This window comes from Streptomyces longispororuber, assembly GCF_014656095.1.
Lineage (GTDB): Bacteria > Actinomycetota > Actinomycetes > Streptomycetales > Streptomycetaceae > Streptomyces > Streptomyces longispororuber.
In genome coordinates this window covers 1-14,092 of sequence record NZ_BNBT01000187.1, presented here as the reverse complement: position 1 = coordinate 14,092, position 14,092 = coordinate 1, and the positions used below count along the sequence as shown (strand labels likewise).

Here is a 14,092-nt window from a genome sequence, read left to right as displayed (position 1 = left end):
GGCCCGGCCGGGTCCGGCGGTCATCGGCGGCCGCCGGGCCCGGGTCCCGCACCGGCCACCGGCGCGGGCCCCCGGTCGGGGCGTCCCCGCGCGGCCCGGGGCACGTCAGGCGGTCCAGGTCCAGTCCGCGACCTCCGGCAGGTCGGTGCCGTGCTCGCGGATCCAGGCGTGGTGGCGCAGCCGGGTGTCCTCCATGAGCTGCCGTACGTCGGCGGCGCGGACGGCCAGCCCCGGGACCCGGTCGATGACGTCCATCACCAGCCGGTAGCGGTCGAGGTCGTTGCGGACCACCATGTCGAAGGGCGTCGTGGTGGTGCCGATCTCCTTGTAGCCGCGGACGTGCAGGTTCGCGTGTCCGGCACGTCGGTAGGCGAGCCGGTGGATCAGCCACGGGTAGCCGTGGTACGCGAAGACGACCGGCTTGTCCCGTGTGAACAGGGCGTCGTACTGCGCGGCGGGCATGCCGTGCGGGTGTTCCTCGGCGGGCAGCAGCCGGGCCAGGTCCACGACGTTGACGACCCGCACGGCCAGCTCCGGCAGATGGCGGCGGAGCAACTGCGCCGCGGCCAGCACCTCCTGGGTGGGGACGTCGCCCGCCGCGGCGAGCACCACGTCCGGCTCGCGTGCGCTGTCCTCGGTGCCGGCCCACGACCAGATGCCCGCGCCGCGGGCGCAGTGGGCCCGGGCCTCGTCCAGGGACAGCCAGTCGAAGCAGGGCTGCTTGCCCGCGACGACGACGTTCACGTAGTCCCGGCTGCGCAGGGCGTGGTCGGCCACGGACAGCAGGGTGTTGGCGTCCGGCGGCAGATAGACGCGGACGACCTCGGGGCTCTTGTTGAGGACGTGGTCGACGAAGCCGGGGTCCTGGTGCGAGAAGCCGTTGTGGTCCTGGCGCCACACGTGCGACGTGAGCAGGTAGTTGAGCGAGGCGATGGGCGCCCGCCAGGGCAGGCGGCGGGTGACGCGCAGCCACTTGATGTGCTGGTTGACCATCGAGTCGATGATGTGGACGAACGCCTCGTAGCAGGAGAACAGGCCGTGCCGGCCGGTGAGGAGGTACCCCTCCAGCCAGCCCTGGCAGGTGTGCTCGGAGAGGATCTCCATGACCCGGCCGTGCCGGTCGAGGTGCTCGTCGACGTCCAGCGTCCGCGCCTGCCAGGCCTTGCCGCTGGCCCCGTAGACCGCCTGGAGGCGGTTGGAGGCCGTCTCGTCGGGGCCGACGAGACGGAAGTCGCGGCGCTCGGCGGTCGCCGCCATGACGGACTCCAGCAGGTCGCCGAGGACCCGGGTGGGCTCGTGCAGCGTCGCGCCGGGCTTGTCGACGGCGACCGCGTACCGCTCCAGCGGCGGCACGGGCAGCTCGCGCAGCAGCAGGCCGCCGTTGGCGTGCGGGGTCGCGCCGAGGCGCCGCGCGCCCTCGGGGACGCAGGCGAGGACCCGCTCCCGCGGCCGGCCGCGCTCGTCGAACAGCTCCTCGGGCCGGTACGAGCGCAGCCACTCCTCCAGTTGCCGCAGGTGGTCCGCGTTGCCGCGGACGTCCCCCAGCGGCACCTGGTGGGAGCGCCACGTGCCCTCGACGGGCAGCCCGTCGACCTCGGCGGGCCCGGTCCAGCCCTTGGGCGTACGCAGCACGATGACGGGCCACCGCGGCCGTTCGCCGCCACCGCCCTCGCGGGCGGCGCGCTGGATCGCGCTGATCCGGTCCAGGGCGGTGTCCATCGCCCGGGCCATGTCCCGGTGCACCTGCGCCGGGTCCGCACCGCCGACGTGGAGCGGGTCGTGGCCGTACCCGCGCAGCAGCTCGTCCAGCTCCTCCTCGGGCAGCCGGGACAGGACCGTGGGGTTGGCGATCTTGTAGCCGTTGAGGTGCAGGATCGGCAGTACCGCGCCGTCGTGGAGGGGGTCGAGGAACTTGTTGGAGTGCCAGGAGGCGGCGAGCGGGCCGGTCTCCGCCTCGCCGTCACCGATGACGCAGGCCACGAGCAGGTCCGGGTTGTCGAAGGCGGCGCCGTAGGCGTGGGAGAGGGCGTACCCCAGCTCGCCGCCCTCGTGGATGGAGCCCGGTGTCTCCGGGGCGACGTGGCTCGGTACGCCGCCCGGGAAGGAGAACTGGCGGAAGAGCCGCTCCATGCCTGCCGCGTCCCTGCTCACGTCGGGGTAGGTCTGGCTGTAGCTGCCCTCCAGCCAGGCGTTGGCGAGCACCGCGGGGCCGCCGTGGCCGGGCCCCCAGACGCACAGGGCGTCCTGGCCGCGCTCCTTGATCAGGCGGTTGAGGTGGGTGTGGACCAGGTTGAGGCCGGGGGAGGTGCCCCAGTGCCCGAGCAGCCGCGGCTTGACGTGCTCGGACCGCAGCGGCTCGGTGAGCAGGGGGTTGGACAGGAGGTAGATCTGCCCGACGGCCAGGTAGTTGGCGGCCCGCCAGTGGGCGTCCAGGGTGCGCACGTCGTCGTCGGTCAGCACCGTGCCGCCGGTGGTGCCGGTGCCGCTGCCCTGGTGCTCGTGGATCTCGTGGGACATGAGGGACCTCGTGAACGTCGTCGGAGGGGCGGGGAGCAGTCGCTGAGCGGTCGGGGGGCAAGCCGGGGGCGGGGGAGGCGGCGGGGCGTCGCGCGCCGCGGGAGGGAGCGGTTGCTCGGGCACGGGAGGCCGCGCCGGGCCGGGAGCCGCGCCGCGGGGAGGGGGGCACCGTGCGGCTGTGCGCGGCGCATTCCCCACCCCCGGGTGGCTCGGCTCGTGCCTGTCCCCACGCCCGCCGGGAGTGGCGGTCCACCCCGGTGGGCTTCCAGCGTTACACCGCACGCGTGCCCGCAGCAGCAGAAAACACGCTGTTCGACCGAAATCGGTCTCCCGGCCCGGCGCGGCACGGGTCCGCGACGAGGCCCCGGCCCGCAGCGGGCCCCCGGCCGCGGGGCTGGTGCGGGAGGCACGGACGTACGCCCTGGCGCGCAAGGTCGGGCCGGGCACCGGCCTCATTCCCGCTGCGGGACGACGGCGACCGGGCAGGCGGAGTGGTGCAGCACCGCGTGCGCGACCCGGCCGAGCTGGAGACCGAGGTGCCCCCGACGGCGACGGGCGCCCACCACCAGCAGGTCGGCGGTGGCAGCGGCCCGCAGCAGAGCCGTGCGCGCGCCGCCCTCCACGGGGCGCCGGCGTACGCGCACGGAGGGGTGCTCGCGCGCGGCGTCCCGCAGCGCCTCCTCCAGGCGGTCGGTGGCGCGTTGCTCGTGGCCGCACAGCGGTACGTGGTCCGGGGCGTGGGGTCCGCGATCCAGGGTGTGGCGTTCGCCGTCGGCCGGTTGCTCGTCGCGCACCGGTACGCGGCCCACGGCGGGCGGTGCCTGGTCGCGCACCGGTACGCCGTCCGTGGCGGGAGGTGCCTGGTCGCTCGCCGGTACGCGACCCTCGGCCCGCCGCTCGTGGCCGCCCACCGGGTCGGCAGCCCTGAGGGAGGCGTGCGGCGTGCCGGGCGCGGGACACCGCCAGGCGTGCAGCGCGTGCAGACAGGCGTAGCGGTCGGCCGCCTCCTGGAACGCGAAGCGCACGGCCGCCTCGTCGGTCGCCTCGCCCACCCCCAGCACGATCCGCTGCTCCGCCCGGGTCCTGGCGCCCGGGGCACGGCCGTCGCGCAGCACGACCACGGGGCAGGACGCCCGGGCGGCGACCCCCAGGCTCACCGAACCCAGCAGCAGCTCGGCCAGGCCGCCGCGCCCCCGGGCCCCGACGACGACCATGGAGGCGTTGCGGCCCTCGCACACCAGGGCGCTCACGGCGTCGGCGCGTACCGCCTCGGCGGAGACCTTCACGTCCGGGTCGCGATGTTCCGCCCGGGCGGCGGCGGAGGCGACGATCGCTTCGGCCCGCTCGTGCTCCGCGGGCCTGCCCAGCGCCCGGACCAGGGCGGGCCCTTCGTAGCGCTCCCACAGCGAGGCGTACACCATTCGCAAGGGCACGCCGTGCAGGGCCGCCTCGTCCACGGCCCAGTCGACGGCCCGCAGGCTCGGTTCGGAGCCGTCGACGCCGACGACCACGGGCAGCTCCATGCTCCGCATCTCCTCGCCTCCCGTTCCCGGATCAGTCGTGCGGGACGACGGCGACCGGGGCCGCCGAGTGATGCAGGACCGCGTGCGTGACGGGCCCGATGCGGCCGCCGATCGGCGAGCTGCGGACGCGGCGTCCGACGACCACCAGCGAGGCGTCCTTGGAGGCCTCGGTCAGGTGCGCGGCGGGTTTGCCGGGGCGGGACTCCTCGCGCACCACGACGGACGGGAACTTCCGCCGCCAGGGGCCGAGGATCTCGCTGAGCGCCGCCGCGTCGTCCACGGCCAGCCGCGCGTCCAGTTCCGGGTCCTCGGGGAGCCCGTAGGCGAAGTAGGGAGGCAGCGGCCAGGAGTGCAGGACGCGCAGGGCGGTGTCACGGCGCGCCGCGGCCTCGAAGGCGAACGTGAGCAACGCCGTGTCGGGTCCTTCGGTGTCGAGCCCGAGGACCACGGGCCGGTAGGGCGCCGCGGCGGACGGGATCCCCGAGGGGTCGTGGGCGTGCTCGTCCGCGGCCTGCTCCCCGGCCCGGACGAGCACGACCGGGCGCCGGGTCCGGGCCACCACGGCCTGCCCCACGGACCCGACCAGGAAGCCGCCGAAGCCGCTCAGGCCCCGGGACCCCAGCACCAGCAGCCCGGCGTCGTCCACCGCGGCCGCCAGGAGCTCACCGGGCCGTCCGCTGAGCCGCACCAGGCTGACGTCCACCGCGGGGTGACGCAGCCTCAGGCCGTCCACGGCCGCACGGGCCACCTGGTCCGTCTCGTCCCGCCTGCCCTCCGCGAGAGCCGCGTACGACAGGGGGACGGGCTCGCGGACGCTGACCAGCCGGAGCTCCGCGCCGAGGAGCCGGGCCTCGCGGGCGCCCCACTCGGCGGCCGCCCGGCTCTCGGCCGAGCCGTCGTAACCGGCCACGACGGTACGGGACATCAGGTCCACCTCCTGATCTGGCGGGAAAGGCACAGGCGGCGCGTCGTGCCGTCCTGCGCGTCACCGCGCGTCGAAGCGCGTTCGGCTTCGCCTCCAGCGTCGTCGTGCGGCGGCCGGGGCGACAGGGCCGACCGGGGCACCGCCCGGGCCGACCGGCCCTGGGCCCGGCCGGCGCACGGCCCCTCGGGGGAGGCGGGTCAGTCCGCGGTCCCGGGCAGCCACAGGTCGGGGCCGAAGACCTCGTAGCGGATGCGCCGCGCCGGAACCCCGGCACGCAGCAGCTCCGCGCGCACGCCGCGCATGAACGGCAGGGGGCCGCACAGGAACACCGTGGCGCCCTCGGGCAGTTCGATGCCGTCGAGGCTCAGCAGGCCCTCGCGGGCGTCGGCCTCCTCCGGGCAGCAGCCCTCGTACCAGAAGACGGCCCGCGCATCCGGCAGTTGAGCCACCAGTTCACGCGTCTCGGCGCGCAGGGCGTGCGCGGCGGGGGAGCGGTCGGCGTGCAGGACCAGCACCGGGCGGGGCGAGCCGAGGGCGGCGAGACGGGCCAGGACGCCCACCATGGGCGTCCCGCCGATGCCCGCGGAGACCAGGACGACCGGAGCGGCGGCGTCGGCCGAGTCGTCGAGGAAGACAGCGCCGAAGGGCGCGGACAGGACCAGCTCGTCCCCTTCGCGGACCTGGTCGTGCAGCAGGGCGAAGACCTCGCCGTCCGGGGCGCCGACCGTGCCCGCGACCCGCCTGACGGTGATCCGCCGCAGCTCGCCGCCCGGGTCGCAGGACAGGCTGTACTGGCGGAGCTGGTGCACCCCGTCGGCCATCCGTACGCGGACGCTCACGTACTGACCCGCCCGCGGCGCCGGCCGGGCGCGCGTCCGGGTGCTCCAGCAGCGCCCTCGCGAACCCATACGCCATTGCCTCGGCTGGGGCACCCCGGCGGTCCAGCGGGTGGCGTCGGTGTCCAGCGGGCGGCGGTCACGCTGGTGGCCGCCGCCCGTTCGGTGTGGGAGGGGGTCACCGGTTCTGCGTCGTCTAGGGCCGGCTCGCCGCTCCGGCGGTGCCCGTGGTCGTCGGTGGCTTGGTGGCGCGGACGACGGCGGAGTGCATGCCGTCGGCGACCGGGTGGGTGGCGGTGATCTCGATGTCGGTGAATCCGGCGGCCGCCAGGCCGGTGCGGTACTCGCTGAAGGACAGGGCGCCGGCGACGCAGCCGGCGTGGTCGCCGCGTTCGGCACGCTGAGCGGGGGTGAGGGCGTCGTCGGCGACGACGTCGGACACGCCGACGCGGCCGCCGGGCCTCAGGACGCGGAAGATCTCGGCGAACACCGCGGGCTTGTCGGTGGACAGGTTGATGACGCAGTTCGAGATCACCACGTCGACGGTGTGCGCGGGCAGCGGCACGGCCTCGATGGTGCCCTTGAGGAACTCCACGTTGGTGGCACCGGCCTCGGCGGCGTTGGCGAGGGCCAGGGCGAGCATCTCGTCGGTCATGTCGAGGCCGTACGCCTTGCCGGTGGGGCCGACACGGCGGGCGGAGAGCAGGACGTCGATGCCGCCGCCGGAGCCGAGGTCCAGCACGCGCTCGCCCTCGCGCAGGGTGGCGACGGCGGTGGGGTTGCCGCAGCCGAGGGAGGCGGCCACCGCGTCGGCGGGCAGCGCCTCGCGGTCGTCGGCGGCGTACAGGGCGGCGCCGAAGCGGTCGTCGGCCCCGCTCGGCCGGGGCCCGCAGCAGGCGGCGCCGCCCTCGGTGACCTGGACGGCCGCCGCGGCGTAGCGCCGGCGGACGGTCTCGCGCAGGTCGGTGGACTGCTCGCTCATGACTCACTCCTGTCGCTCATGGCTCACTCCTGGTGGACGGAGGCGGCATCCGCACAAGCGGCATCCGCACCAGCGGGCACGGCACCTGTACGAGCAGGCACGGCGCCCGCACCAGCGGAGCACGGCGCCCGTACGAGCGGGCGCGGCATCCGCACAGGCAGAGGCGGCTCCGTCCGGAGCAGGCTGTATCGATGTGCGTGGATGCAACCTTGCGCCGTGAATCGAAGAACGTCAAGATAGAAGCATGTCGAAACAAGAACTTCCGGTGGTCGGCCAGGGCGCCGGCGTCGCCGACTGCTGCCCGGGACTGCTGACGGCCCCGCTGGACGGTGACCGGGCGGCGGAGCTGGCCACGGTCTTCAAGGCCCTGGGGGACCCGGTCCGGCTGCGGCTGCTGTCGTTGATCGCGTCCCGGGCGGGCGGCGAGGTGTGCGTGTGCGAGCTGACCCCGGCCTTCGACCTGGCGCAGCCGACGATCTCCCACCACTTGAAGCTGCTGCGCCAGGCCGGACTCATCGCCTCCGAGCGCCGCGGCACGTGGGTGTACTACCGGCTGGTCCCCGAGGCCACCGACCGCCTCGCCGCCGTGCTGACCCGCCCCGCCGAGCCCGGCCCCACTGCCGCGGCGGCCCGCCCCGCCGACACCGCGGGGTCCGGTCCTGCCGAGCCCGCCGCCACCGCCGGAGCCGTCTCGTGACCGCGGCGGCCGCCCCGGGGAAGGAGGCGGTCGCGGCCCGGCTGTCGTTCGTCGACCGCTACCTGGCGGTGTGGATCCTGGGCGCGATGGCGGCCGGCCTCGGCCTGGGCCGGCTGGTGCCGGGGCTCGGCGACGCGCTCGCGGGCGTCACCGTCACCGGCGTCTCGCTGCCGATCGCGCTCGGCCTGCTCGTGATGATGTACCCGGTCCTGGCCAAGGTCCGCTACGACCGCCTGGACACCGTCACCCGGGACCGGCGCCTGCTGCTGCTCTCGCTTCTGCTGAACTGGGTCATCGGCCCGGCGCTGATGTTCGCCCTCGCCTGGCTCCTCCTGCCCGACCTGCCCGCCTACCGCACCGGCCTCGTCGTCGTCGGGCTGGCCCGCTGCATCGCCATGGTGGTCATCTGGAACGACCTGGCCTGCGGCGACCGCGAGGCCGCGGCCGTGCTCGTGGCCCTCAACAGCGTGTTCCAGGTCCTCGCGTTCAGCCTGCTGGGCTGGTTCTACCTGTCCGTCCTGCCCGGCTGGCTCGGCCTGGAGCGGACCACGCTGGACGTGTCCGTCTGGGAGATCGCCCGCTCGGTGCTGATCTTCCTGGGCCTGCCCCTGCTGGCGGGCTTCGTCACCCGGCGCCTCGGCGAGCGGGCCAAGGGCCGCACCTGGTACGAGACGCGGCTCGTGCCGCGCGTCGGCCCGTTCGCGCTCTACGGGCTGCTCTTCACCATCGTCCTCCTCTTCGCGCTCCAGGGCGACGCCATCACCTCCCGCCCCCTCGACGTCGCCCGGATCGCGCTGCCGCTCCTCGTGTACTTCGCCCTGATGTGGGCGGGGTCCCTGGCGCTGGGCCGGGCCGTCGGCCTGGGGTACCCGCGCGCCGTCACGCTGGCCTTCACCGCGGCGGGCAACAACTTCGAGCTGGCCATCGCGGTCGCCGTCGCCACCTTCGGCGCCACCTCCGGCCAGGCCCTCGCCGGGGTCGTCGGCCCGCTGATCGAGGTCCCGGTGCTCATCGGCCTCGTCCACGTCGCGCTCGCCGCCCGCCGCTTCTTCCCCGACCCCACGCACGCCCCGGCGGCCGGGCAGGCCGCCGTCCAGGAAGGACCCGCCCGTGTCTGATGCCCCCGTCGTGTCTGACGCCCCCGCAGCGAAGCCGTCGGTGCTGTTCGTCTGCGTTCACAACGCCGGCCGCTCGCAGATGGCCGCCGCCTGGCTCACCCACCTCGCCGGGGACCGGATCGAGGTCCGCTCCGCAGGCTCCGCACCGGCCGCCGACGTGAACCCGGCCGCCGTCGCGGCGATGGCCGAAGCGGGCATCGACCTCTCCGCCGCGACCCCCAAGGTCCTCACCGCCGACGCCGTACGGGCGTCCGACGTGGTGATCACGATGGGCTGCGGCGACACCTGCCCCGTCCTCCCCGGCAAGCGCTACCTCGACTGGGCACTGGACGACCCCGCCGGGCAGGGCCTGGACGCCGTACGCCCGATCCGCGACGAGATCGGGCGCCGCGTCCGGGCCCTCGTGGACGACCTCCTGCCCGGCCGCGCCTGACGCACCGGCGGCCGGACACCGCCCGGTTGCCCGTCCCGGCGCGGTGCCCGGCGGCGTCGCTGCGTCGCGCCCCGCGCGAAGCCGTTGCGGATGCAGCACCGGCCGGGGGAGCGCCGGGGCGATCCTGGTGGACTTCCGCGAGGACGGCCCCCAGGTGTCCGCCCTGGTCCCTCTCAGCACGGCTGGCCCGAGGACGGCGTACCCCACGGAGCCGGTTGCGGACTGGCGCGGCAGCCTCGTGTTCACGGCGCGGATGCCGGGGCGTCACGTTACTGCCTGACAACTCGTCACGGCCCGCTCGCAGACTCGCCGTTCGCACCAGCCGTACCGCCCTTCGACAAGGAGACCTTTCGTGGTCGGACACCGCACCCCCCGAGCCGTGGCCCTCGCCCTCGGCGCCGCCCTGGTGGCCCTCACCGTGACCGGACCGGCCCAGGCGCGGACCGGCGCCGACGCGCTGCCGGAGGTCACGCCCCGGGCCGAGACCCCGGCGCTGTACGACGACGAGGCGGGCGGCAACGCCGACGCGGACGACCCGGCGATCTGGCGCAACGCCGCAGACCCGGGCCGCAGTCTGGTGATCGCCACGGCGAAGGAGGGCGGGCTGCGCGTCTACGACCTCGACGCCCGCCAGGTGCAGGCGGTGCCCGCGCCGCCCGCCACCGGGCCCGACGACGCCCCCGGCCGGTTCAACAACGTCGACCTCCTCCAGGGCGCCCGGCTCACCACGGGACGGGCCGACCTCGCCGTCACCACCGACCGGGGCAACGACCGCCTCCGGGTCTACCGCGTCGACCGGGACCGCCCCGGCGGGCCGCTCACCGACGTCACCGACCCGGACGCGCCCGCCGTCTTCTCGGCGAGCGAGGAGGAGGTGAACGAGCAGCGCACCGCCTACGGCCTCGCCACCTGGACGGACAAGGCCACCGGCCGCTCGTACGCCCTGGTCAGCCGCCGCGAGCGCACCGCGATAGCGCTCCTGGAGCTGACCGCAACGTCGCGGGGCACGGTCGGGTACCGCACCGTGCGCACCCTGGACCTGCCGTCGTCCTTCCGGCTGCCGAACGGCGCCTCCTGGTCGCCCTGCGCCGAGCCCGGGGAGCTGCCGCAGGTCGAGGGCATGGTCGTCGACCCCGCCGACGGCACGCTCTACGCGGGACAGGAGGACGTCGGCATCTGGCGGCTGCGCGCCAACCTCACCGGGCGCCCCGAACTGATCGACAAGGTGCGGGAGTACGGCGTTCCCGGCACCTACGACGAGGGGACCGAGGAGTGCGTCGCCGGTGCCGACCCCGGCTACGGCGGCACCCGCCTCAGCGCCGACGTCGAGGGCCTGACCCTGCTCACCGAGTCCGACGGGGACGGCTATCTGCTGGCCTCCAGCCAGGGCGACGACACCTTCGCCGCGTACGACCGGGAGACCGGCGAGCAGAACGAGTACGAGGGCGGCTTCCGCGTCACCGCCGCCTCGGCCCGGCTCGACGGCTCCGAGGAGTGCGACGGCGCCGCCGTGCTGAACGCGCCCCTGGGGCGGAAGTACCCGAACGGCCTCCTCGTCGTCCAGGACGGCCACGAGACCCCGGCCGACGGCGAGCGCGAGGCGACCGGGTTCAAGTTCGTCGACCTCGGGGACGTCACCGAGGCCCTGGACGACTGAGCCACCGGCTGCGCGGCACCCCACCACCCCCGTCGGCCGCCTCTGGGCGTGCTGCGGGGGTGGTGTGCCGTACGAGCCGTACGAGCCGTACGAGCCGTACGAGCCGGACAGTCAGACAGTCGGCCAGTCAGGCAGCCGGGCGCCGTCGGGGCCGGGCCCGTCGGGTGCACCGCGCCGGGGCGTCCCTGGTGGGCGAGGGGCAGGAGGCGTAGGCGAAGGGCGTCAGAAGGTGAGCAGCACGGAGTCGGCCAGGGTGGCGTTCTTCCAGCACGGGTTGTCGAAGGTGGCGCTCCACGCGACGTGCCTGCCCTCCCGGACGCCGCTGACGGAGACGACGACCGGGTCCCACTCCATCGTGCACTGCACGCCGGGGGACTCGTCGACCAGCGCCGCGAACCGGCCCTCCACCGCGGAGAGTTCCGCGCAGGCGGCGCGCGGCGCGGGATGCGTGCCGGTCGGTTTCGGCCCGCAGGTCAGCGTGACCGCGCGGCGCACGGTGGCGGTGGCGGCGTGCTCACCGCTGCCGACGGACAGGACCAGTGCCGTGGGCGCGTGCACCTCGCTGACCCGCGTCGTGGCGGCGTCGGCGGGATGGGTGGTGGCCAGGATGCCGGCGGCCATGACGGCCGCGCTGAGAACGCGGGACGGTGTGGGCACGGTGCGCCTCCTGACACGTGGGCGGACTCGGTGCGGACGGCGGAGCCGTCCGTCGCAGGGCACGCGCCGCGGCGCGGTACGGCCGGGGCGCGTGCCGTGACCTGGTGGCGGCGGGGAGTCTGGCAAGCCGGCCGCGGGCGCCGCAAACGGAGGGGCGCTTTCTGGATGCGGCGTCCCGCCGGGCGCCACGCGATCCGGCTCGCCCTGCTCCGTGGTGCCTCGACCTGCTCCGTGGTGCGGGGACGGCGCCGGACGCGGTGCGGATCGCCGTTGCACAGCCGCTGGTACAACGGAGAACGACCCCGTGACCTGCGCAGACGTGACGGAGGGCTACAGCCCGTGTGTCACCCTTTCGGCCGAAAGTCCCGGCCGTCCCCTCCGGGGGTGTTCCTTCGTGCGCGGGGGAGGGCGGGGGGTGGACGGCGCGCCGCGCGCGCCGTCCATCCGTGCGGAGCCCCGGCCCGCGTCAGGGGATGGGCTTGAGCTTGTTCGTCGTCACGTAGTCGGCGACCTTGTCACCGACGGCCAGGCCGTCCGTGGCGTCCCACGGGTAGTGGACGCCCAGGTGGACCCGGCTGTCGGCGTTCTCCCGCGCCGCCTGCCGGAAGCTGGTGAAGGAGCGGGACCGCACGGGGGACTTCGGGTCGTCGGTGGTGAGGGTGACGGCGATGTCGCCCGTGCCGAAGTACTGCTCCAGCACGCCCGCCCACGCCCCGGCGAACGACGCGTGCCCCGAGGCCCACGCCGGGAAGCAGGGCGTCGTCCCCGCCAGGGGCTTCCAGTTGCGGTCGAGACCGCCGTCCCGGATGGCGGACACCGGCCGCCACAGGTCGATCGGCGTGCGGTACTTCACGTCCCACTCGGCGATCGACGCGTCCGCCATGGCCAGGGAGACCAGGGCGAACAGCCGGGCGTTCTGGTACGTCGTGAGCTTCTGCGCCGTCGCCACCTCGCGGGTGTGCTGGAGGATCTGCCCCGGGGGCTTGTAGGTGCGGTCGGCGTCGTTGGCCCAGAACCAGGCGGCCGCGGTCTGGTCCCGGGACCGCTCGCTCTCCGGCGCGTTCGCGGCACCGGCCCGGCGCACCTTGTCGACCTGGTCCCGGTAGGCCGTACTGGCCAGGAGCCGGTCGTAGTCGCCGTACAGATCGGGTGTCGGCGGCCGGTACTCGGAGCCCGTCGGGATCGCGAAGGGCCTCACCTCGCCCCAGTGCGGCGTGGCGGCCTGGCTCTCCTGCGTGCACGAGGGGTCCGGGAGGTCGGCGTAGTGCGTCGGCCGCCAGGCGCCGGGAACCTTGTCCCCGGTGTACTTGCGCTGGTCGTCGGAGCCGTCGGCGGCGCGGGCGCCCTCCATCCGCGCCACCACCTTGTTCACCACGGTGTGGTCGAGCAGGTCGAACTCGTCGGGCCTGGTGCCGAAGCGGTCGGTGAACTTCTGGTCCAGGTACGGCTTCTGCTCCTTGAAGATGCCGAGCAGGATCTTGTAGGCCGTGCGCCCGATCACCCGCTCCTCCTCGCCGGGGCCTTCCAGGATCGCGTCGTAGCGGTACGCCTCCAGGTAGGGCTCGGAGGTCATCCGGTGCCAGCGCAGCCGGTAGGAGCTCTCCGCGTCGTACATCGCGCCGTTGAGCATCGCGGCGGCGCGGGCCAGCGGGCCGGGGGCGCCGCTCCGGGTGCGCATGGCCTGCTGGAGCACGCCGTTCCAGTAGTGGATCGGGTCGCCGTCGAAGTTCGGCGCCGCGACGGCGGGCGAGGGCGCGGCGACCAGCGTGCCGGCGGCCGCGGCCAGCGCCACGGCCAGGGCGGCGATCCGCCGCCGGTGCCCACGTCGGGCCGGCTCTCTTCGCCGGGCTGTGCGTCCGTGCATCGTGGGCCCCCTGAAGCGTCGGTGACGATGACGGGGAGGGGGCTCCCCAGGGAACGGCCGCCTCCAACGCGACCATGGGATTTTGGCCGAAACACCCGCTTCCCCGCCCACCGTCGCGCCCGGCGGCGCAGGGGGCGGCGCCGCGCCCCGCGGCCGCGGTCGTGCGGCCCGCCATCCCGTGACCACGTCGTGCGGTCGCCGCGCACGGCCCGCCGGCGGGGGCGGGCCGTACGGAACCGGAGCGCGCGGCGCCCCGGACGCGGCGCGGTCTCAGACGAGCTGCGGCAGGCCGAGGTTGTTGATGAGCGGGCCCTCGATCGAGATGCCCTCCGTGACCAGGGACTCGGGCGCGGGCAGGAGCGGCCCCGGATTCGGCGGGGCGGGGGCCGTGGTGGCGGTGGCCGGGGTGAGGGCGAGGGCGGTCAGGGCCAGGCTTCCGAGGAGGACCGAGGTCAGGCGTCGGCGCATGACGTCCCTTTCTGCGTGCGAGGGCCCCCTCCCTGAGGAGGGGCGGAGCGCCGACATGGCTGCCCATGACGGGTGGCGCCGATGCGTGCTGTCCCTCGTACGAGGGGCCGGGCCCGGGGCGGTTTCCGGCCGGGGCGCCCTCGTGTGCTGAGCGACCACGGGTCTGAGGGGGCCCGACCGCGCCGCGCGTCGGCGCCGTCGCCGTACCGGGGTGCGCCGCCCGTACGTCCCGGCCGCCTCACGCCGTCCACCCGCCCCACTCCGGTCCGGTACGCCGCCACTCCCGGTCCCAGGCCGCGAGGCGCTGCCGGTCGAGGGCGTGGCCGACCGCGTGCCGTGCCAGGAGCGCGGCCAGCGCGGCGGCGCCGCCCACGGCGAGGGCCGCGGCGGCGACGCGGACGGCCTGCTCGCGGCC

At 75.3% G+C, this 14,092-nt stretch carries 11 protein-coding genes and 1 pseudogene; 4 read left to right on the top strand and 8 right to left on the bottom strand.

Translation table 11 applies throughout. From position 1 onward, the window contains the following. Positions 1-105: 105 nt before the first annotated feature. The 5 genes and pseudogenes from IE330_RS34465 to arsM form a co-directional block, all read right to left on the bottom strand. The gene (locus IE330_RS34465; protein ID WP_190140118.1) at positions 106-2,517 is read right to left on the bottom strand and encodes a phosphoketolase family protein; all 2,412 of its coding nucleotides are present in this window, start codon (positions 2,515-2,517) and stop codon (positions 106-108) included. 452 nt (positions 2,518-2,969) lie between these two features. Then, a complete protein-coding gene (locus tag IE330_RS34460; protein WP_190140117.1) occupies positions 2,970-4,049 on the bottom strand; it encodes a universal stress protein in 1,080 nt (359 codons plus the stop codon). A gap of 22 nt (positions 4,050-4,071) precedes the next feature. Next, on the bottom strand, positions 4,072-4,965 hold the full coding sequence (locus IE330_RS34455; RefSeq protein WP_190140116.1) for a universal stress protein: 894 nt from the start codon (positions 4,963-4,965) through the stop codon (positions 4,072-4,074). A gap of 197 nt (positions 4,966-5,162) precedes the next feature. Then, positions 5,163-5,828 (bottom strand): annotated as a pseudogene (locus IE330_RS34450) (hemin transporter); the annotation flags it as partial. Positions 5,829-5,997: 169 nt separating this feature from the next. Then, a complete protein-coding gene (arsM, locus tag IE330_RS34445) occupies positions 5,998-6,783 on the bottom strand; it encodes an arsenite methyltransferase (RefSeq protein WP_190140114.1) in 786 nt (261 codons plus the stop codon). A gap of 244 nt (positions 6,784-7,027) precedes the next feature. Between arsM and IE330_RS34440 the strand changes: the two genes are divergently transcribed. The 4 genes from IE330_RS34440 (at position 7,028) to IE330_RS34425 (ending at position 10,688) form a co-directional block, all read left to right on the top strand. After that, positions 7,028-7,480 (top strand): ArsR/SmtB family transcription factor, encoded by a 453-nt coding sequence (locus tag IE330_RS34440; RefSeq protein WP_190140113.1) that lies wholly within the window; start codon positions 7,028-7,030, stop codon positions 7,478-7,480. Further along, positions 7,477-8,598 (top strand): ACR3 family arsenite efflux transporter, encoded by a 1,122-nt coding sequence (gene arsB / locus IE330_RS34435; RefSeq protein WP_190140112.1) that lies wholly within the window; start codon positions 7,477-7,479, stop codon positions 8,596-8,598. The genes IE330_RS34440 and arsB overlap by 4 nt, the downstream gene beginning before the upstream one ends. A 10-nt stretch (positions 8,599-8,608) precedes the next feature. Continuing rightward, complete coding sequence (locus tag IE330_RS34430) at positions 8,609-9,031, top strand: arsenate reductase ArsC (RefSeq protein ID WP_190140111.1); 423 nt, start codon at positions 8,609-8,611, stop codon at positions 9,029-9,031. Positions 9,032-9,383: 352 nt separating this feature from the next. Continuing rightward, positions 9,384-10,688: a phytase gene (locus IE330_RS34425; RefSeq protein ID WP_190140110.1), complete on the top strand. Its 1,305-nt coding sequence runs from the start codon at positions 9,384-9,386 to the stop codon at positions 10,686-10,688. Positions 10,689-10,910: 222 nt separating this feature from the next. Here IE330_RS34425 and IE330_RS34420 read toward each other — a convergent pair whose 3' ends face one another. The 3 genes from IE330_RS34420 to IE330_RS34410 all read right to left on the bottom strand — a co-directional run bounded on the left by IE330_RS34420 (position 10,911) and on the right by IE330_RS34410 (position 13,677). Continuing rightward, entirely contained in the window at positions 10,911-11,345 is a 435-nt protein-coding gene (locus IE330_RS34420; protein WP_229926126.1) for a subtilase-type protease inhibitor, read from the bottom strand. A 466-nt stretch (positions 11,346-11,811) separates the two neighbouring features. Beyond that, positions 11,812-13,209, bottom strand: coding sequence for a vanadium-dependent haloperoxidase (locus IE330_RS34415; RefSeq protein ID WP_190140109.1), 1,398 nt, complete (start codon positions 13,207-13,209; stop codon positions 11,812-11,814). 270 nt (positions 13,210-13,479) lie between these two features. Then, positions 13,480-13,677 carry a hypothetical protein gene (locus IE330_RS34410; protein ID WP_190140108.1) on the bottom strand — a complete coding sequence of 66 codons (198 nt, stop codon included), beginning with the start codon at positions 13,675-13,677 and terminating at the stop codon, positions 13,480-13,482. Positions 13,678-14,092 lie beyond the last annotated feature (415 nt).

Excerpts from the sequence above, each read along its gene's own strand:
- IE330_RS34455 (WP_190140116.1), bottom strand. The coding sequence starts at position 4,965 with ATGTCCCGTACCGTCGTGGCCGGTTACGACGGCTCGGCCGAGAGCCGG.
- IE330_RS34415 (WP_190140109.1), bottom strand. The coding sequence starts at position 13,209 with ATGCACGGACGCACAGCCCGGCGAAGAGAGCCGGCCCGACGTGGGCAC.
- IE330_RS34440 (WP_190140113.1), top strand. The coding sequence starts at position 7,028 with ATGTCGAAACAAGAACTTCCGGTGGTCGGCCAGGGCGCCGGCGTCGCC.
- IE330_RS34410 (WP_190140108.1), bottom strand. The coding sequence starts at position 13,677 with ATGCGCCGACGCCTGACCTCGGTCCTCCTCGGAAGCCTGGCCCTGACC.
- arsM (WP_190140114.1), bottom strand. The coding sequence starts at position 6,783 with ATGAGCGAGCAGTCCACCGACCTGCGCGAGACCGTCCGCCGGCGCTAC.
- IE330_RS34460 (WP_190140117.1), bottom strand. The coding sequence starts at position 4,049 with ATGCGGAGCATGGAGCTGCCCGTGGTCGTCGGCGTCGACGGCTCCGAA.
- IE330_RS34465 (WP_190140118.1), bottom strand. The coding sequence starts at position 2,517 with ATGTCCCACGAGATCCACGAGCACCAGGGCAGCGGCACCGGCACCACC.